Genomic DNA, 19,247 nt, shown 5'->3' with positions numbered 1-19,247 from the left:
CCGGACCCGGCCGCGGCTCGGATGCGGCTCGAATGCGGCTCGGCGGCTTCGGCAGGGTCCGCGGCGCCCCGGGCATCAGCGCCACGGGGCGGGCGACCAGACGGCAGATGACTACCTGCCCCACGGGCAGTCGGACCCGGGGGCGACGATCAAGAGACTTACAGCATCGAAGCCACTACGGCATGGCAGGTTGGTCGGCCCGGAAGGCAGGGCCAGGGGCCAAGGGCAAGGGGTAACAAGGGCAGCGACAGGCTATGGCTGCACGCTGGAGCTCGGCGAGCACTCCACCTGCTTCTGGCTCGGTATCGCTCCACAGATCGTCACGGTCTCGGCGGGAGCGTCGTCGGCGACCGCGAGCATCTGGGTGTACGTGTCCCGGTCCGTCCGGATGGTGGCTTGCAGTTCCAGTCCGGTCCGGTCCTTGATCGTCACGACGTCCCCCACGGCACCGTTTTCGATCCGCCCCCACACGGCATGGCAGGCGGGACTGTAGCGCAGTTCGATGTGCATGCCGCGCAGCCAGGTGTCGTGCGCGGTGGTCGCGTCCCACTGACAGTCCATGGCCTGCGGGTCGCGCCGCAGACAAGTGTCCCCGGAGCAGCGGACGTCGACCTTCCCTGCCGCGGGCACCACCGACGCCCCGCGGTCGATGGCGGGACTCGAAGCCTGGGCACCGGTGGCATGGGCGGAACCAACGTGAGCGCCGGATCCCGAACCGATGGCCAGCACTGCGGCAACCGCCCCCATGACCGCGCCGACTGAAATGAGACCCGCAGCCCTCAACTGGCGCTGCCACGACGGGCGGGCGGCGACGCCGCGTCGAGCGAGCAACCGCCGAGTCAACTGCGGTGCACGGCGCGCGATTTGGCCCGGCCCCTCAGCTGGAAGGGCAGGCTCCGGCACCTCCACCACCGCGATCGCGGTGCCCAGCGACGCCTGTGCCGTCAAGGGGCTCCGCGTCGTCTCTGCGGACTCGAAAGCGCCGGGAACGACGGGTCCGACGGAAGCGTCGGACGGCATAGGAACGGCCGACGACGCAGCGGACGGTAGCGCGTCGGCTGCCTCGCCCGTGGCCAGTTCTCGGTTCCGGGCCGCCGGCTGCCCCGCCGGTTCGAGCAAGCCGAGCAGAGGGCGCGGATCGACTCCGGTGGCGGCCGCGAACTGCTCGACAGCGACCTTGGAGGGAGGCTGCTTCCCGTTCAGGAAGCGTTCCCAGGAGGAGCGGCTGTAGTGCGTCCGGTCCGCCAACTGCCCGTAGCTCAACCCGGACGCCTGCTTGATGCGGCGCAGTTCCACGAAGAGCTGCTCCAGCGTGTCCGCAGACGCATCGGCCTGGTTGGACATGTGCCACCCCCGTCATGACTCGCGGCGGACGGCATCTCCCCTGGCCATCGCGCGGACCAAAGAGTAAGGCAGCACCGAACCGTTTCCCGACACCTGCGGGGCCGGTCCTGCCGCGACCTGGAGGGGATGTGTCGGGCGCGACGACGCTGTGCCCGTCATTGCTTGCCAGCTGGGAATTGAGCACGAGCGCCAGTCGGAACGAATGAGTCAGGCACCGCCTTCCGCTCGGGCATTTCTAGAGTTTCGCACCGTCGGCGCGCGTTGATTCGCACCTGGAGGCAGTAGATGGCTTACGCATGGGTCCTACGGAATTACTCCGGGCCACAGGGCAGAACGCTTCGATTCGCCGCCGGACGCTCTGATCCGGACGGCTTCACCCGTGCGCCGCCGACGAGTTCGGGACGGGAGCCGCGATTAGTGTTTTCGAAGCCTGGAGGACGGGACGCACCATCGGCAGTCCTGACATGGGACGGACGCTGACGGCAACCAGCGGGGACCCGGTAGGTCCGCCATTTCAGGCACCTCAGAGCCTTGAGCGGCATCCCAGAGACGTCCCGGACGTCCCAGGGGTCGTCGCCCCTCGGCCGGGATGCCCGGCAAGTCACCGGAGAGGGACGGATCCGCCGCACATTACTCGGACTCGCCGGCGGCATCCCACAACTGGACGTCCCAGCATCCACGGACCCTTCGCCCAAAATCCTCAAGATGCCTATGTGCATTCACGGCACGGTCCCGAGTTTGGTGAGGACACCTTTCACGTATAACTCCGGACGCCCACCCATCCACTGTCCCGTCATTCCCCCAGTGATCCGTCCAGGATCCAGAGCCGATCCATCCCGCGCTTCGTACTGATCCGTGAGGAAGCCGACAAGCACGTTCCCCGCAGAGGGTGGTGGACGTGCACGCCCAACACCTATGGCAGCGAGGCACGGTGTGTGGATCGCCACACTTCTGCGCCGTGCCCGCGCTCTACATCGGTGCTGTCGGGTGCCCGGCCAGTCGCCCGTCACTGCGCCCGATCGCCGTGACCGATTGCCGTGACCGATCGCTGTGCCCAGGGCTTGTGGTCCGCTCCGAGTCGAGCGGCAGTCACGGGCCGCAGTGACGGTGTGCGGCTCAGCGAGAAGGGCCTCGGCCTTGCCCCGGCCCAGACGCCGGGGCACTTCAAAGCCTGTTTCCTGTTTCCCGTACGCACCAGGCAACGGGAAACAGGCTTCACGGTGGCATGCCCCGGGGATGGCCTCCTCAGCCCGGCAACAGCCGCCGGCCGTGTCCACGCAGCGCGGACACCCTCCCTTACGCATGGTCGAAGGAGACGTCATGTCCATCCTCCGTAAACTTCTGCTCACGGCTGCGGCCCTGGCCGGCACAGTCGTCCTTGCTCAACCGTCGTCCGCGCAGTCCGTCGCGCCCTCGTCGCCCGGTTCACCCGCCGGATCTGCCGCCGTTTCCGCCCGTCCGGCGGCCGCTACCTGGCACGCCTTCGCCTCGACGGGGTTCTCGGGTCCGGACACCTACTTCTCCGGAAACCCTGGAGAGTGCAAGTACGTGGGCGACAACTGGAACGACAGGATCCGATCCGCCCGCACCGACGTTGCCACCCGAAGGGTGGAGCTGTGGGACAACTACGACTGCACCGGAGGCGCGATCATCATCGACGGTTCCGGCTACAGCAGCATCGGAGCGTGGGTCAGCGCCTATCGGGTCATCAACGGGTAATTCCCCAGCGGCTGCGACTTCGCTGCGCCGCACCGTCCAGAGCCAACCGCACGCCCTAGTGCAGCGCCCGCTTCCGCAACGCCGGCCGGCTCTGACCGGGCGGCGTACGGCACATCATGGGGTGTGCGAGGCCCTCGCCAACGCCCATGAACACGCATCCGGGGGATCCGCCGACGTCGTACTGTTCCGCAGTCCCGGTCTGATCGCCACCGCCAAACGCCAAGCGGGGCACTGCCATCCCCGGCGCACACCTACAAGTCCGTAACCGCCCACCTTCGGCAGCCGCCGTCACCCTGGTCGGTGTCCGTCCCGCAGGAGACCACCCCGAGGGCTGTCACCTGACGGAGCAGATCCTCGCCGTCAGGCGCCTGGCCGCGTTGGTGGGAAAAGAGCAGGATGAGGGCCTGATGGTCCTGATCGGCGAGGTGGAGACTGATGCGGCGGCCACCGTCCCTCAGCGCCGCACGAGCCAGGAGTTCCGTCAGGGCGGTGATGTCGTCGTTCCTGGCCGCCGTGAGGAGGTAGCCCCACTCCCCCAGTTTCACCGTGATGTGCCGGGCTGCTTTCGCAGGTGTCCAAGGGGCGTTCTCCAGCGTCCAGTTCGCCGCCCTGCGGTTCGCGATTCGCGCTGACAGCCGCGGTCGCACGCGTACCGCGCTGGACAGGGTGCTGTCAGGGCGCGGCCGCTCGACGGGCCGCTTCGGAGGAGGTGGAGTCTTCGGCGGATAGTCCGGACGGCATCCGTCCCCCTCGGCATTCAGCGGCACAGCCACAACTGCCTCCCCACGCACGGACGTTCAGAGCCCCGGCCCGCGGCTACCCATCGTAGGCGTCTCACGTGCCTGCCGTGGCGCGACGGCTCGCCTTCCGATTTGCGCTGTCTGGGACACTTGTTCCATGTCTGATGCCCGACCCTACGATTCCAAGCCATCGAGGTCCATGAGGCTTGCCGCCCGGATCTTCCCGGTGGACGTTGCCGGTACTCCACGACAGTCCTGGTCCGGATGGACGAACTGGCGAACGTTCCTTTTGCTCCTCTTGGGTCCCTTCATGCTGATCCATGCGTTCACTGCCTGGGGCCCGGGAGTCACGTGGTGGGAACGAGGCACCCTCGCTGTGACCGGTGCCGTCCTGTCTACAGTCTTGGTCCGCTCGGTGATCGGCTACCGGCAGATCATGGCCGCAGCCCGCCGTCGATCGAAGGCTCAAGGCATGGGTGCGGGCCGGTGACAAGCGCCGTGCGTGCCAGGCGGAGTGGCGCTACTCGGAACCCGCACCCCCGCCACCGACGTCAGGCGCGGGTGGCAGCCCTCTCAGGATGCGCCGTGCACAGGGCGTAGATGACGATCGTGTCGATGGCGATCAGGATGACCGACCAGAACGGGTAGTACGGCAGCCACAGGAAGTGCGCGATCAAACTCACACCGACGACGAAGATCCCGACCACCCGTGCCCACAGCGCGCCGGAAAAGAGAGCGCATCCGGCGAGGAGAACGACGATTCCCACGATGAGATGGATCCATCCCCAGCTGGTCAGGTTGAACGTGAAGGCGTAATTCGTCGTTCTCACGAACAGGTCGTCCTTGGCGATGGCGGCGATACCTTCGAGGATGGCCATGGCTCCGCCAATGATCATCATGACCGCGGCGAAGAAGACCCACCCCGACTGCGATACCTGCGGCCCCGCGTCGCGGGCCCGCCCGGCGTGCGGCTGATTCACGTTGTCGGCCATAGGTGCCTCCACGGTCCGGGGAGTCGCTCAGGCCCACTGAGCAGGCCTGTCGGCACTACTCACCCCAGGCTCGCACGACAAAGCCGGCTCCGCTTCCCAGGCCCGACCGCCGCTGCCCCGCGGCGTGCCCGCAAGCCTGTCCTCCACGGTGTCTTCTCCCGTCGGCCAGCACATCGAGCCCGCCTACAGTAATCAGCCCGTATACCCGGCCCGGGTGACCGGCCCGGGTGACCGGCCCGGGTGACCGGCCCGGATATCCCGCCGGAAGTAACCACCTGAGCAACCACGAGCTCATTGAGCGAGCCCGGCGATCGCGCCCATCGCGCGGTTCCCGGCGCGATCGGGTACCCAGGAAGGGTGGACAAAGACGCGAGCGATCCCTTCGTGCGTGTCCGGGGCGCCAGTGAGAACAACCTCCGGAACATCGACGTCGATGTTCCGCGCGACGCGCTGGTCGCCTTCACCGGCGTCTCCGGTTCGGGCAAGTCCTCGCTCGCGTTCGGCACGCTCTACGCGGAGGCCCAGCGCCGCTACTTCGAATCCGTGGCGCCGTACGCCCGGAGGCTGTTGCAACAGGTCGGCGCACCGCACGTCCAGGAGATCACCGGCCTGCCACCGGCCGTTGCGCTGCAACAGCGCCGTGGGGCGCCCAGCTCGCGTTCAACGGTCGGCACCCTCACCACGCTGTCCAATCTGCTGCGCATGCTGTACTCCCGTGCCGGCACCTATCCGCCCCGGGCCCCACGGCTGGAAGCCGAGTCGTTCTCACCCAACACCGCGGCCGGTGCCTGCCCGGAGTGCCATGGGCTGGGCGTCGTGCACGACGTCGCTGAGGAACTGCTCGTTCCGGACCCCTCGCTGAGCATCAGAGAGGGGGCGATCGCCGCCTGGCCGGGTGCCTGGCAGGGCACCAACCTGCGCAGTGTCGTGAGCGGTCTGGGGATCGACATCGACCGGCCGTGGCGCAGGCTCCGGAAGAAGGACCGGGACTGGCTGCTGTACACGGACGAGCAGCCCTCCGTGTACATCGAGCCGGAGGAGGACCGCATCGACTACGGCTACCAGGGCAAGTTCTGGAGCGCCCGCAAACACGTCATGCACGTTCTCGCCGACTCCAAGAGCGAGAAGATGCGCGACCGGGCGCTGCGGTTCGTCAGGAGTGTGCCCTGCCCCGAGTGCCGTGGCAGCGGACTGCGGCCCGAGGCACTCGCCGTGAGCTTCGCCGGACGTTCCATCGCCGAGATCAACGCGATGCCGCTCAGCGAGGTCGCGGCGCTGCTGCGGCCCGTCGCGGGGCGGTCCGAGGCCGACGCCACCACGTCGACCGCCCGGTCCGGGGAGACGACCGAGGTCGCGGTCCGGATCTGTGGCGATCTGGTCGCGCGGGTCGACGTACTGCTCGACCTGGGCCTCGGATATCTCAGCCTGGGGCGCAGCTCGACAACCCTGTCGCCCGGCGAGGCACAGCGCCTGCGCATCGCCACTCAGCTGCGCTCGGGGCTCTTCGGCGTCGTCTACGTCCTCGACGAACCCTCCGCGGGTCTGCACCCGGCTGACGCGGAACCGCTGCTCGACGTGCTGGACCGGCTCAAGGCGGCGGGCAACTCGCTGTTCGTCGTGGAGCACGACATGGACGTCGTACGGCGGGCCGACTGGTTGGTCGACATCGGACCCGGCGCGGGCGAGGGCGGCGGACGCGTGCTGTACAGCGGCCCGGTCGCCGGGCTTGAGCGGGTCGAGGAGTCGGCCACGGGCCAGTACCTGTTCGGGCGCGCCCAGCCGCTCGAACACCGCCGGCGCCCCCCGCAGGGCTGGCTGCGCCTGCACGGGGTCTCCCGTCACAATCTGCGCGACGTGTCCGTCGACCTACCGCTCTGCGTACTGACGGCGGTGACCGGCGTGTCCGGTTCCGGAAAGTCGACGCTGGTGACGCAGGTGCTCGCCGAGGTCGTCCGCGGCCACCTCGGACTCGTACCCGAGGAGCCCGACGAGGCGCGGCTGGAGGTGGACGTCCAGGACGCGGCGGGCCTCGAATCGTTCGACCGGCTGGTTCTGGTCGACCAACGGCCCATCGGCCGGACTCCCCGGTCCAACCTGGCCACGTACACGGGGATGTTCGACGCGGTGCGGAAGTTGTACGCGGCGACGGACGAGGCCCGGGCGCGCGGCTATGCGGCCGGACGGTTCTCCTTCAACGTGCCCGAAGGGAGGTGCGAGACATGCCAGGGCGAAGGGTTCGTCGCGGTGGAACTGCTGTTCCTGCCCGGCACCTACGCGCCGTGCCCGACCTGCCAGGGCGCCCGCTACAACGCCGAAACGCTGGAAGTGACCTACCGCGGCAAGAACATCGCGGAAGTGCTGGCGCTGTCCGTCGACGACGCCGCCGCGTTCCTGTCCGCCGTCCCGGCCGCCTCCCGCAGTCTGGAAACGTTGCGCGAGGTGGGGCTGGGGTACCTACGGCTGGGCCAGCCCGCAACGGAACTCAGCGGTGGTGAGGCGCAGCGCATCAAACTGGCCACCGAACTACAGCGAGCCCGCCGTGGGCACGCGCTCTACCTGCTCGACGAGCCGACAGCGGGGCTGCACCCCTCGGACATCGCACTGCTGCTGCGCCAGCTGCACCGGCTCGTCGACGCCGGCAACACGGTCGTGCTGGTCGAGCACGACCTGGACACGATCGCCACCGCCGACTGGGTCATCGACCTCGGGCCGGGCGGCGGCGACGCGGGCGGCCGGGTGGTCGCGGCGGGCCCACCCACCAAGGTGGCAAAGGCCCGCCGCAGCGTGACCGCCCCCTATCTCGCGGCCCGGCTCGCGCACTCCTGACGGGGGCGGCCCGGCTGGCACGCTTCTGGCAGGGGCATGGCACATACGCAAGTGGCGCCGCAGGTTGTGTGGCCACCCGGCTGGACGGTCGGGAGGATCAGCGCCGGCCTGGTGGCCCAGCGTTCACCGACCACCAGCCCGTCCGTGGTGGCCAGCCCAAAGCGTGCGACCGCGTCCGCGGGGGGAGGCGGTGGCCAGTACACGATCCGGGTTTGCGCGGGCGGGTCAGCCGACGATGGCTACCGGGCCGTCCCAAGCGTCGCGGTCGACGGTGATGGTGTAACCGCCGCGGGATTCCTTGCTGTTGACCATGAACTGGTGGCCACGGCTGTGGTCCGTGTAGAGCTTGCTCGACCAGGGCCAGTCACTCGTCGTCGTGTTGACGTTGTCCCACTTCGCATACCAGAGGTTGCCCGGCAGGTCCGTCCGGTCAGCAGCGGTGGCGACGGCATGGGCACTTGAGGTGCTGAACCCGTAGTAACCGGCCCGGTACGTCTTGGCGCGCAGGGTCTTGGTGAAGGCGCGCACGTAGGCCAGGACCGCGTTGTTGCACGACGTGTTCTTGATGTCGTACGGCTCCATGTCCAGGTAGATCGCGCTGCCCTGCTTCATCCCGAGCGCGGAAGCCCTGGCCACCGCGTCCGCGCCGTCCGAAGCACCGAGCGAGGAGGCGTTGGCGGCCGTCATCTTCTCCGGGCTGGAACCCTTCTGGCAGGACGGCTGAGCACCCACATACAGAGGAATCAGCTTCCAGCCCTGGGCAGTCACCGTCTTCACCCACGGCGCGGTCAGGTTCGGCTGGGAACAACCACGGTTCTTCCCACCGACATACACGGCCGCCGCACCATAGGGACCCGGCTTCCACGCCTTCATCGCAGCAGCCGAAGGAGCAGCGCAGGTATCGAAGGCGAGACCGGTGAACGTCTTCTGCGCCGGCCACGCCGGAGCAGCCGACGCACTCTGCGCGATCAGGCCACCCGTCGCGGCCACGGCGACACCGGCCACACCCCACCCGATGTAGCGGTTTCTCTTCGAGAGACGGTGCGCAGGCTTGCGCGACTTGTCGGACATACGGTCCCCACCCCTTTGTGCTGTCTGCTTCTGATGTCGATGGACGCGGCTACCGCCGCAGTTGCTACGCAACACGTGCGCTGGTCCCCCGCCGCTCCGCCCCCAGGTGCGGCGCACCAGAGAATACCCAGAAAATTCGATTCTCTTGGGGGATTCGTGATCTTGACCGTCACAAGCCCAGGTCAAGGCACCGCAAAAACTCCGCCGGCTCGCCCTCCACTCCCCCGGTTGCCCGGGAGGGCCGGCACGCCGCTCGGCACCTGACGCATGGTCCCCGAGTCACGGGCCTCCGAGGAGTGGCCGCACAACCGGGACCGTTGAACGAGGCCCGCCCAATCAGCTCGGCGGATACGGCGGATACGGCGTGACAGAATCGCACCACGTGATGCAGAGGAGCCAAGCGCATGACACTGTGCCAGGTTCGGGTAGGCCGGGGAGGGACATGACTGGGCTCCCGGTGCTGATCGTCGACGCCGCGAACGTCGTCGGGTCCGTGCCCGACGGCTGGTGGCGTGACCGCAGAGGTGCGGCCGAGCGACTGCGCGACCGGCTTGCTCTGCGGGACGCCGGCGAGGACGTGATCCTCGTCGTCGAAGGAGCGGCCCGGGGCATCGAGTCCGTGCCCGGGGTGCGCGTCGAGTCCGCACCCGGCAGCGGGGACGACCGGATCGTGGAGCTCGCCGCCGCCAACGCCGACCGTCCCTGCACGGTCGTGACCGCCGATCGCGCGCTGCGCGAGCGAGTCCGGGCGCACGGCGCCGAATGCGTCGGCCCCCGTACGGTGCGACCAGACTGATCCCTGGCCCCTTCGGCGGCTGACCAGGCTTCCGTTACCGCAGAGGCGGCGGTGGTTGGTGCCGGCGGCGCTACCAAGGACATTGCCGCCGGCACCGAGTGCGTCAGCCCCCAGGTCCGAGGTCCGAGGCCCGGTCCGCGTTCCTCGACCACGTCGATGGGCTACCGGTACCAGTCGTCGTCGCCGTCGGCCAGTGACCGGCACAGGTAGTCCGTCAAATCCCGTGCCACCCAGCGACGGCTGTCAGTCTCGTGTTCCCAGGCGAAGATGTCTGGCCGCAGCGGTGCCTGCACGAAGGCGAACTGGTCCCCGCCTCCGTTGTCGCCGAAGAAGAGCAGAGCGTCGAAGGACATGTACAGCCGGGCGAAGGAACCGTCGGTGCGGAACAGAAGGTTCTGCTCGACGATCCGCTCGACTGACCAGACGGTGTCCACCCCGAAGTGGCCGATGATGCCACCACACTCCAGGAGCAACTGCCTCAGCTCGGCCGGCAACTCGCGTCCGAGACGGTGCTCCGCGTCAACGACGGCAGCCGCGGACGCGGGGCTCAGGAACTCTGTCCCGGGAAAGGCTTCGAGGGCCGCTTCTCTCCACATGGCCCGGAGACTACTCAACGATCACTTGCCCCCTGTCGGCAGTACTGGCGGGCCACTCCGGCGTCGGCTCTCTTTCTCTGAGCGCGACCGCTGCTGAATCTGCTCACGCAGTTGCTGGCGGTCGGTGTCAGGGTGCGGCGCAGTTGATCGAATCGAGCACTTCGACGTCTTCCTCCGTCAGACACAGTGCGCCCGCCGCCAGGTTGTCGGTGAGGTGGTCCGGGTTGCCCGTTCCGGGTATGGCCAGGACATGTTGGCCCTGCCGCAGGACCCATGCCAGACGTACCCGCGCCGGCGACACTCCGTGCGCACGGGCGACGGCAAGGATCTGTTCCCTCTCGGTGTGGGTGGCGCCCGCTTCGCGGCCCTCGCCGGCGATGGAGAAGAAGGGGACGAACGCGATGCCTTGTGCTGCGCACGTGTGGAGCATTTCGGTGCTGGCGCGTGAATCTATGCCGTAGGAGTTCTGGACACACACCACGGGTGCGATCGCTTGGGCTTGGGCCAGGTGGGCGGGGCGAGCGTCCGAGATACCGAGGTGGCGGATGAGCCCGGCATCCCGCAGTTCCGCGAGGGCCCCGAAGTGCTCGCTGATCGAGTCCTGGCCCATGCGACGGAGGTTGACCACGTCGAGGTATTCGCGGCCCAACTGACGCAGATTCTCCTCGACTTGGCCCCGCAGCTGATCGGGCCGGGCCGGGGTCGTCCACTCACCGGACGCGTCCCTAGCGGGACCGACCTTGGTGGCGATCACCAAGTCGTCCGGGTACGGAGCCAGTGCCGAATTGATCAGCTCATTGGCAGAGCGCAGCCGCGAGAAGTAGAACGCCGCGGTGTCGACGTGGTTGACGCCGAGTTCCACCGCACGGCGCAGTACGCCGATGACTCGGCTTCGGTCACGTGCGACGCCCTGGTGGAATGCGGCCCTGCCGGTCAAGCGCATGGCACCGAATCCGATCCGGTTGACCGTGAGGTCCCCCAGCTGCCAGGTGCCCGCGCTCCCCGCAGAGACCGTCTCCCGTGTCATCTCTTCCATCAGCCCCTTCGCAACAGCCCGCGCTCATCGATGATTTGAGGCGGAACAGGGATGGAGTATGCCCAGGCGAAACCCGTGGCGAGAAGGCTGCTGATGGTGGAGGAATGTCATACCGGAAAGGGGAATTCACGTACGGAAGCCACGGTTGTCAATGGTGTCGCTTACACCTCGTGCGCTCGGTGCACGCGCGCGGCCCGATGGGGCGAGCGGCCCCGATGGCAGCGCGGAGGTGGGCGACGTTACGTGCCCGGACGTGGCAAGTCTCTATGGGGTAAAGGCCCTGCGGTCGGCGCGAGTTGAGCGCCTCGGTCGACGGGCATGGCCGGGAGGGGGACCACGTGACGGCTCGTACAGGTTCCCGCGCGCGCCGCAGGTCCGCAGGTGCTACCGCAAAACGTCACCCCGTCTCGACCCGTCCGGCACGCCGGACAGCCGCCTGACCCCGCCCCCGCGCTTTTCCAGAGCGGGCGGCCGCCCCCACTCCCGGTCTCTGGAGTGGGGGGATGAGCTGGAGTAGGGGGATGAGGGGGACGATCAGGAGCCGTCAACCCGCAGAGTCCGGGCGAACAGGTCCAGAAGGGCGGTCCAGTGACGTTCCGTCGCCTCGGCGTCGAATTCGGAGGTGTCGGACTGGGTGTAACCGTGGCCGGCGCCCGCGTACACCTCACAGCGATGGGTGACACCGGCCTCGGTGAGCGCCTTCTCCAGGAGCTCCTGCTGCTCGGGGGGCATCGAACCGTCCTGATCGGCGTGGCCGAAATACGCCTCCGCCGTCATCGTGGCGACCGCCAGGTGAGGGCTGTCGGGCTGGTCCGTCGCGAGACGGCCGCCGTGGAAACCGCCGAGCGCGGCCACCCGGTCCGGGTAGGAGCCCGCGGTGTACAGGCCGAGCCGGGCGCCCATGCAGTAGCCGGTGATGCCGACCGGTCCGTCGGCTGCCTGCGGGCAGTCGGCGAGCCAGCCAAGGTAGGCGTGTGCGTCGGCAACGACCAGGTCCGGTGTCAGGCTCTGCATCAGTGGCATCAGCGTGGCGAACAGCGCACCGCGGTTGTCGTGGTCGATGTGCTCGGGGAGCGGCACCAGCGGAGCGCGGCCCTGGCGGTAGAAGACGTTGGGCACCAGCACGGCGTAGCCCTCGGCGGCCAGCCGGTCGGCCATCGCGTTCAGAGCCGGGCGTGGACCGAACGCGTCCTGATAGAGCAGCACCGCAGGGTGGCGCCCGTCGCCCTCGGGGTGGACGAAGTATGCGTCCGCCATGCCATCCTGCGTCGGGATTTCGACAGCGCTGCCTCGTACGGCCGTCATATCCGCATCCTTCCTTCAGCGAAATGGGCTTTCGTACTCCACCCTTTCACCAAACGGAACTGCCTAATCCATCGCCCCCGGCGCAACCGTGAGGTGGTGGACGTGTTCCCGGGCGTGGCGCCGACGGTCCCCCTGCCCATTGGCCCGGCTCGATGCGTTGGCCGAGCTCGACGCGCTGGCGGAGCTCAACGCGTTGAGCGAGCTGGAACACGCCATCACAGAGTCCGCGCTCGCGTGGCTCGGCGACGGAGCGGGGGCACGGCACCGTCCTGCACTCCATCGTCCTGCGGTAGTTCGACGCGGCCTGAGATGCCCAAGCTCTCCCGCAGCGTCGACGCCAGGCGGAGCAGCGTGGCGGCTCTTCGCGGCGGCTTGCCCCGGGAAGCACCGGACGGCGAGCCCCGGGAAGCACCCGGCACCAGCGGTGGCAGCGCCCCGCGGATGTCCTGGGAGAAGTTCCGGCGGCCGTCCCTGGCCGAAGCGTCACGCCTGCGGCGGGTCCAGCTTGGCGGCGACGGCGTCGAGGACCCAGTCCAGGCCGGTCGTGAAGGACTCCTCGGCCTCCACGTCCGTGCCCTCGTGCACGGCTTCGGCCAGCGCCGGGAATCGGCCCGTGGCCAACATGCGCGTCACATGCGGGCCGTGGGCGCGCTGCCAATCGCGTTTGGAAAGACCCGTGGTGCGCTCGGCCCGCAGGTTGGCGACCTCTCGTCGGATCGCGCCGGTGCAGTACGCGCTGACGGTCTCCGCGGCACGCATGACGGTGTCGATGTCGGCGAGCCCGTGGAGGGCGGCCAGCCTGGCCTCGGTCACGGCAAGGCCGTTCGGGCCCAGGGTCGGACGGCCTCCGAGCAGGTCGGCCAGCCATACGTGTCGAAGTGCGGCCTGCCTGGTCCGGTGGGCGAGGGCGCACAGCGCCGCGCGCCAGTCACCTGGCTGCTCCTTCGGGAGGATCTCTGCGTGGACCTCGTCGAGCATGAGATCGAGCAGTTCCTGCTTGGTGGAGATGTATCCGTACAACCGCATCGGGCCGGCGTTGAGTTGCGCCGCGACCTTCCGCAGCGACACCGCCTCCAGACCGCCCTCGTCGGCAAGCGCGACGGCGGCGGCGACGATCCGCCTCCTGTCGAGCGGCACGGGCGGAGTCGGTGGCTCCGGGCGGTCCCACACAGTCATGGTCACACCGTTCTCTTGCGAGGCGTCGTCAGGGAGAAATACAGTGTATCGCTATGAGACATCGTATCGCCGTGGTCGGGAGCGGCCCGGCCGGGCTCACCTTCGCACGTGTACTGCACCGCCACGGTCACTCCGTCGCTGTGATGGAGCGTGATCCCGCGCCCCACGCACGGCCCCCGGGCGGCACCCTGGACCTGCACGAGGGTCTGGGCCAACTCGCGCTGGAGAAGGCCGGCCTGCTGGCGGAGTTCCAGGTGCTGTCCCGCCCAGAGGGGCAGGCCATGCGCATCCTCGACACCGACGGGACCGTCCTCCGCGACTGGCATCCCGACCCGGACGAGCGTGCCAATCCCGAGATCGACCGGGGTCAACTCCGCGACCTGCTACTCGGCCCGCTCGACGTCCAGTGGGGGCGCGACGTCACCGAAGTGACGCCGGGGACCGGCGACGGCGTACTGCTCCACTTCGCGGATGGGCGCCAAGAGAGCTTCGACCTCGTCATCGGCGCGGACGGCGCCTGGTCCCGGGTCCGCCCGGCCGTCTCAACCGCGACCCCGCACTACACCGGCGTCACCTACGTAGAGACGTTCCTCAACGACGTCGACACTCGCCACCCCGATCTTGCCCGACTGGTCGGCGACGGCTCCATGGCCGTGTACGGCGTGAACCGCGCTCTCGTCGCGCAGCGCAACAGCGGCGGCCACGTCAGGGTGTACGCCAAGTTCCGCGCGCCGCGGGACTGGCACGAGGAGCTGAACCTCGACTTGGCCGATGCCGATGCCGTCCGGTCCAGCCTGCTGGCACGGTTCGACGGCTGGGCCGCTCCCCTTCTCGACCTCCTCCACCACGGCGACGCGTTCGTCCACCGCCCCCTCTACGTACTGCCCGTGTCCCACACTTGGACCCATGTCCCCGGCGTGACGCTCCTGGGCGACGCCGCCCACCTGATGCCCCCGTTGGGCGCGGGCGCCAACCTCGCGATGCTGGAAGGCGCCGAACTCGCCGAGTCCATCGCCTCAAGCCGCGAGAACCTGGACGAGGCGGTCCGCGCCTTCGAGGAGCGCATGTGGGCGCGGGCCGCCAGGTGGGCGAAGATCACGACAGCCGGTCTGGAGCGCCTCGTGAGCGCGGACCCCGCCGAAGCCATTGCCGTCTTCGACCAAGTCCAGCCGTCCTGACCGTCCGGCGCGATACCGGGTTCGCATCGCGCGTCGACGCGGCCACCCCTCGCCGGGGCGGCCCAACACCGGTCGGCTGCACGGGCGATGAGACTCGGCGGCCATTACGGATCTCAGGCTCGGGCTGCCGCCGCGGCGACGATCCAGTTCCTGAACTCGACGGCGTAGTGCCGCAGGTGGTGGTCGACAACCTCGTCCGGGCACATGACGGGGAAGTAGACCGTCAGGTTCGCCGTGAAGCCCTCAGCGGTGTCACCGAACTGGATCAGCGCCCGCCCCACGACCGTGCCGTCGGCCAGGAACAGGTTCGAGGACATCTTGCGCGGAAACTCGGACTCCGGGAGGAGCTCCTGCGCGTCCTCGGCCCAGGCCATGGCGTCGGTGCCCCAGCCGCCCATGTAGAAGGAGCAGACGTGGGGGCCGATGTTCTCGACCACGCGGGCTCCGATGTCATCGGTGCCCATCACGTAGTGCTCGGGGTGCGCTGCGAGCAGGGCGCTCTCGTCACCCGCGAACGCCTTGTCCATCCAGGCAAGGAAGGCACCCGAGGTCAGGCCCTTGACCGCGAGCACGGTGGTGCCTGCCTTGAACCTGCCGTCGGACGTCCGCGCACTCTCGCGCAGGAAGGCGTTGCCCTTCTCGATGTCCGCGGCCAGAAGGTCGAGAAGCCCCTGGCGTCCCAGCAGCGTCCGGAAGCGGTCCAGGGCGCGGCGGGCATAGAACAGCTCGAAGTCGTCGATGCTCCCCGATCCGGTGGGCCCCGATTCCAGCGTCACGGTCACGGGCGGAGAAGTCTGCTTGTCGGTCATGATCCAACCTCCTGAATGATGCGAATGTGAATTCACATTCGCATAAGGAAGGTACCCCCGAGGATGCATCACTTGTCAAAAACACCAGGTCAGGCCCCCGCGGCTACCATGCCTGGCATGACCGACGACCCAGACCGTCCAGCGCTCTACCGGGAGCCCCGGCAGGCGCGCAGCGCCGCGACGCTGGCTCGCGTGCTCCGGGCCGCCGAGGAAATCGCCTCCTCGTCGGGCCTTGAGGACATGACGATGACCGGCGTCGCGGAACGTGCGGGCGTCGCCGTCGGCACGCTCTACCGCCGCTTCCAGGACAGGGAACAGCTGATCACTGCCCTGAGCGAGCGGATGCTCGAACGGCGCGAAGAGTACGTCGCGGAGCGATTGCGTGCGGCCGAGCCCTCGCTCACGGGCGTCATGGACGCCTACGCGCACGCCCTGCTGCGATCGTTCAGCGACAGCAGCAACCTGTTCCCCGAGTTGCTGCGCACGCGAGGCGCCAAGTCCCTGGACCGCGGCGCCCGCACCATCACCGAGATCCACCGGCTCCTGCTGGAAGCGGCGGCCCCCTATGCCGAGGAGATCCGGCGCTCCGACCCCCGAACGGCACTGGACACCGTGGCCCGCGCAATCCTGGGGGCCTGCTTCCACAATTCCGTACGCCCCGACCCCGTCACCGGCGATGCGGCCACGCGCACGTACGCGGACGAACTCAGCGACATGGCGATCGCCTACCTCCTGACGCCCGGCCGTCGCCACCCCGCCCAACCCTGAGCGGACCGCGCCGTCGCCGTCAGGATGTGCCTTACAGGGTGCGGGCGGTGATGTCGCCGCTGGCCGTGGTCGCGTGGATGTTCAGGACCGCAGCGGCACCCTCCGTGTGGGTGAGGGCATTGTGGATGCGGCCGTGGGAGGTGCCCGCGTCCAGGGTCGCGGAGGTTCCCCGGGCGGCACCGACCGTGATCCTGCCGGACTCGGTACGGAGCTTGAGCGTGCCGTGCTGCGCCTCGGCGATGGTGATGTCGCCCGAGGCGACCCGGATCTCACTGTCCCCCGCCAGGCGACCGACCGAGACATCCCCGGCGTGGACACCCAGGCGCAGGCCCGCCGTCTCGTCCAGCTCGACCGTGCCGTGCGCGCCGTCGAACACGACATCGCCCAGCCGCCCGACCGTACGCAACTCCGCACTGGCCGTCCTCGCCTCGATCCGCGAGCCGGCGGGAACTTCGACCGTCACATCGAGGGCACCCGAGGAGCCGAAGTACTGGTTCCCCGCCGGTGCGGCCTCGATGCGCAGGACCCCGTGGTCATAGCGGACCGTGGTGTGGTCCGCCGCCTTCACATCACGGCTCTTGGCGGGGTCCGCCGCCTTCACCGCGACGGTGGTGTGCGCCTGGTCGGCGGCGACGATCCGGACCCGCCCGGCGGGGACGTCGAGGATGACGGCGATCGGGGCGGTGGTGGCGAACTTCTGCATCACGGTGGTCTCCTGCGACTCGTTGTCTCCGGCGCGGCGGCTGTCCGCCGCGTTGATGAAGACAGTGCGCCGAGCCGGTTTCAACAGGGCGTTACCACGGTTTCAGCCGGCTTCAACCCGCTTCAACCAGAGGCGGCCACCGCGATGCACCGGTCCCGTCCTCGCGAGCCTTCTCTTGTCCGGCAGGCGTCCGGACAGCCACCGTGTTCACGTCGAGGCGGCACGGACCGCACCGCCGGAGGAAGCCGACCAACTGCTGTCGTCACGTGCGCCACACATGACGGACGACGTCATCGAGGTGGGGTGCTGTGCCGAGGCGGAGTGGGGCGGCTCGACGGTTGCCGCGCCCGGCATGTGCGCCACGGGCCCCGCCGGCTCCGCTAGGGCCGTCCGAGGAGTTGGCTTCCCGCTGTGCTGTCGGAGCGGGCGGTGAAGAAGTCGGTGAACGCCTGGACGAACTCCTCTTCGGTGATGCGGCCGTCTCCATCGTGGTCGAGCTGGCGGAAGCCATGGTTGAGTTCGGCGGGGTGCACCCGCGAGCCGCCGAAGATCGTGCGGTATTCGTCGGCGCACAGGTGTCCGCTGCCGTCGCTGTCCACCGCGTGGAAGACCGCCCGCATAGCGACATGCAGTCCCTGCTCAAGAAAGACCGGGCTCGCGTCGATGCCGGCGAGCATGGCCGTGACGAACTCCTCGCAGCTCACCTGTCCGTCCGCATCGGCATCCATACTGGTCCGCAGCTGCTGCCACCAGGTCTCGAAGGCGGCATAGACAGGGGCTTCCCGCTCCGGGCCGAGTTCGAGCGGCCAGCACACATTGTGCGCCATGGCCTGCAGATCGGCCGAGGTGATCCGCCCGTCACCGGTCTGGTCCAGGACCTGGCGGAAGAAGGCCCGCAGACGCACCGCACGGGAATCCGCGCCCTTGCGGCGGCGGGGTGCGGGAACCCGGGCAGGGCCCGCGTCCGGCACGGAAGTCGGGTCGCCGGAGGCGGTGGAGGCAAGTGGCAACGCCGAGGGAATGCCCGTCAGGGGGGTGCGGTAGCGGCGGTGCTCCGGCAGGGCGTTCATCAGCACCCGCATCCCGCGGTGCAGGAGGAAGGAGAGCAGGGCCGCGCGGCGGGTGCGAACCAAGCCGAAGCGCTCACGGAACGCCGTCGGCAGGTCCGCGACGGTCAGCGCCCCGATCACGTGCGCGGCCAGCGTGCGCACCAGCGGCCAGGCCGGCGTCAGGCGGCCCAGGCGGCGGGGTGCGGATGCTTCGCGGAGCATGTCGAAGAGCAGATAGCGCACGGGTTCGCCGTACTCAAGACGCTCGCGGATCGTCCGGTCCACGTATGCCGGCACGTCGGCGGCCGTGGCCGGGAACAGGTCGTCGGGCAGGTCGAACTCACTGCACACGGCACGGAACTCGGCGTACATCAGGTCCAGTTCAGAGGCCGTCAGCGGATGTCCGGAGAGCTCCCGCATCGCCGTCATGCACTCGTACAGGGTGACAAGTACCCACACCCGCACCGCCGGATCCGTCGCGGTGAACGGCCTGCCCTGCTCGTCGGTCCCTGCCAGGCGCCGGTGTGTGCGCTCCAGCCGGGCGACCTCGCGGCGCAGCCCTTCACGGTCGGAGAAGAACAGCCGCTTCCCGCTGTCCATGGTGTGCTCGATGCGCCGCCACGGGTGAGCGCGGTAGGTGGAGAAGTTGGTCATGCCGGCGGCGACCGCCGGGTCCGCGGTCTGCAGAACCAGCAGCCGCCATGCCACCAGCCCGATCCGCCACTCCCCCAGGGTGCGGCGCAGCAGCGATTCAGGACCAGGAAGATCAGCGGTGACCAAGGGAACGTCTCCTCGAAGCACGTGCACAGGAATGAGCCGGGGATGGACGACCGGAAGAGTGATGATCCAGAACGACCGCCCGGCCCAACTGCCTTACAGGGATGGGGAAGCGGCCGCGTTCCCGAGTTCACCCGTCCGAGAAGCGCCCAAGTCGCGGACGTACGTGCCGGCCCCATCCGGGCCTGAATCCGCGTCCCCACCACCCATCCACCTGCTTCGACATGCGAACGGAGGCCGGCTGTCCACGAGAGGCGAGGCCAGGCTCGCCGACCTGCTCGCTGCACGGATGCGTTCGTGGACACCACCCTCCGAACATCAGACGTTCGAACATCGCAGGTTTCGAGCGTCGCCGGCTCGGT

General features: G+C 68.9%; 16 protein-coding genes. 5 read left to right on the top strand and 11 right to left on the bottom strand.

The window, feature by feature from the left end:
- Positions 1 to 252 precede the first annotated feature (252 nt).
- Positions 253 to 1,344: a helix-turn-helix domain-containing protein gene (locus ACFYNP_RS12575; protein ID WP_388785071.1), complete on the bottom strand. Its 1,092-nt coding sequence runs from the start codon at positions 1,342 to 1,344 to the stop codon at positions 253 to 255.
- A 1,320-nt stretch (positions 1,345 to 2,664) separates the two neighbouring features.
- On the opposite strand from ACFYNP_RS12575, the gene ACFYNP_RS12570 reads away from it, so the two are divergent.
- Positions 2,665 to 3,063, top strand: coding sequence for a peptidase inhibitor family I36 protein (locus ACFYNP_RS12570; RefSeq protein WP_388409812.1), 399 nt, complete (start codon positions 2,665 to 2,667; stop codon positions 3,061 to 3,063).
- Positions 3,064 to 3,314: 251 nt separating this feature from the next.
- Here the strand turns inward: ACFYNP_RS12570 and ACFYNP_RS12565 are convergent, their stop codons facing one another.
- Entirely contained in the window at positions 3,315 to 3,608 is a 294-nt protein-coding gene (locus tag ACFYNP_RS12565; RefSeq protein WP_388785069.1) for a hypothetical protein, read from the bottom strand.
- Between the two features lie 746 nt (positions 3,609 to 4,354).
- The gene (locus ACFYNP_RS12560; RefSeq protein WP_388785067.1) at positions 4,355 to 4,795 is read right to left on the bottom strand and encodes a hypothetical protein; all 441 of its coding nucleotides are present in this window, start codon (positions 4,793 to 4,795) and stop codon (positions 4,355 to 4,357) included.
- 357 nt (positions 4,796 to 5,152) lie between these two features.
- Here ACFYNP_RS12560 and uvrA point away from each other — a divergent pair, with 357 nt between their 5' ends.
- On the top strand, positions 5,153 to 7,621 hold the full coding sequence (gene uvrA / locus ACFYNP_RS12555; RefSeq protein ID WP_388785065.1) for an excinuclease ABC subunit UvrA: 2,469 nt from the start codon (positions 5,153 to 5,155) through the stop codon (positions 7,619 to 7,621).
- A 225-nt stretch (positions 7,622 to 7,846) separates the two neighbouring features.
- Here uvrA and ACFYNP_RS12550 read toward each other — a convergent pair whose 3' ends face one another.
- Positions 7,847 to 8,692 carry a glycoside hydrolase domain-containing protein gene (locus ACFYNP_RS12550; protein ID WP_388785063.1) on the bottom strand — a complete coding sequence of 282 codons (846 nt, stop codon included), beginning with the start codon at positions 8,690 to 8,692 and terminating at the stop codon, positions 7,847 to 7,849.
- A 442-nt stretch (positions 8,693 to 9,134) separates the two neighbouring features.
- Between ACFYNP_RS12550 and ACFYNP_RS12545 the strand changes: the two genes are divergently transcribed.
- Positions 9,135 to 9,488 (top strand): NTP pyrophosphohydrolase, encoded by a 354-nt coding sequence (locus tag ACFYNP_RS12545; RefSeq protein WP_388785061.1) that lies wholly within the window; start codon positions 9,135 to 9,137, stop codon positions 9,486 to 9,488.
- Positions 9,489 to 9,649: 161 nt separating this feature from the next.
- Here ACFYNP_RS12545 and ACFYNP_RS12540 read toward each other — a convergent pair whose 3' ends face one another.
- The 4 genes from ACFYNP_RS12540 to ACFYNP_RS12525 form a co-directional block, all read right to left on the bottom strand.
- Complete coding sequence (locus tag ACFYNP_RS12540) at positions 9,650 to 10,084, bottom strand: SMI1/KNR4 family protein (RefSeq protein WP_388785059.1); 435 nt, start codon at positions 10,082 to 10,084, stop codon at positions 9,650 to 9,652.
- Between the two features lie 127 nt (positions 10,085 to 10,211).
- Positions 10,212 to 11,111 carry an oxidoreductase gene (locus ACFYNP_RS12535; protein ID WP_388785284.1) on the bottom strand — a complete coding sequence of 300 codons (900 nt, stop codon included), beginning with the start codon at positions 11,109 to 11,111 and terminating at the stop codon, positions 10,212 to 10,214.
- Between the two features lie 543 nt (positions 11,112 to 11,654).
- Positions 11,655 to 12,425, bottom strand: a complete 771-nt coding sequence (locus ACFYNP_RS12530; RefSeq protein ID WP_388785057.1) for a dienelactone hydrolase family protein — start codon at positions 12,423 to 12,425, stop codon at positions 11,655 to 11,657.
- 483 nt (positions 12,426 to 12,908) lie between these two features.
- The gene (locus ACFYNP_RS12525) at positions 12,909 to 13,601 is read right to left on the bottom strand and encodes a TetR/AcrR family transcriptional regulator (RefSeq protein WP_388409837.1); all 693 of its coding nucleotides are present in this window, start codon (positions 13,599 to 13,601) and stop codon (positions 12,909 to 12,911) included.
- 53 nt (positions 13,602 to 13,654) lie between these two features.
- Between ACFYNP_RS12525 and ACFYNP_RS12520 the strand changes: the two genes are divergently transcribed.
- Positions 13,655 to 14,779, top strand: a complete 1,125-nt coding sequence (locus ACFYNP_RS12520) for an FAD-dependent oxidoreductase (RefSeq protein WP_388785055.1) — start codon at positions 13,655 to 13,657, stop codon at positions 14,777 to 14,779.
- Positions 14,780 to 14,892: 113 nt separating this feature from the next.
- Here ACFYNP_RS12520 and ACFYNP_RS12515 read toward each other — a convergent pair whose 3' ends face one another.
- Complete coding sequence (locus ACFYNP_RS12515; RefSeq protein ID WP_388785054.1) at positions 14,893 to 15,588, bottom strand: hypothetical protein; 696 nt, start codon at positions 15,586 to 15,588, stop codon at positions 14,893 to 14,895.
- A gap of 117 nt (positions 15,589 to 15,705) precedes the next feature.
- On the opposite strand from ACFYNP_RS12515, the gene ACFYNP_RS12510 reads away from it, so the two are divergent.
- A complete protein-coding gene (locus ACFYNP_RS12510; protein ID WP_388785052.1) occupies positions 15,706 to 16,356 on the top strand; it encodes a TetR/AcrR family transcriptional regulator in 651 nt (216 codons plus the stop codon).
- A 31-nt stretch (positions 16,357 to 16,387) separates the two neighbouring features.
- Here the strand turns inward: ACFYNP_RS12510 and ACFYNP_RS12505 are convergent, their stop codons facing one another.
- Together ACFYNP_RS12505 and ACFYNP_RS12500 are read right to left on the bottom strand one after the other, a co-directional pair.
- Entirely contained in the window at positions 16,388 to 17,059 is a 672-nt protein-coding gene (locus ACFYNP_RS12505; RefSeq protein ID WP_388785273.1) for a DUF4097 family beta strand repeat-containing protein, read from the bottom strand.
- Between the two features lie 380 nt (positions 17,060 to 17,439).
- Complete coding sequence (locus ACFYNP_RS12500) at positions 17,440 to 18,888, bottom strand: oxygenase MpaB family protein (protein ID WP_388785050.1); 1,449 nt, start codon at positions 18,886 to 18,888, stop codon at positions 17,440 to 17,442.
- Positions 18,889 to 19,247: the final 359 nt, after the last annotated feature.

It is taken from the genome of Streptomyces sp. NPDC006691 (genome assembly GCF_042869955.1).
Classification (GTDB): domain Bacteria; phylum Actinomycetota; class Actinomycetes; order Streptomycetales; family Streptomycetaceae; genus Streptomyces.
This window is presented reverse-complemented; position numbering and strand designations above follow the sequence as displayed.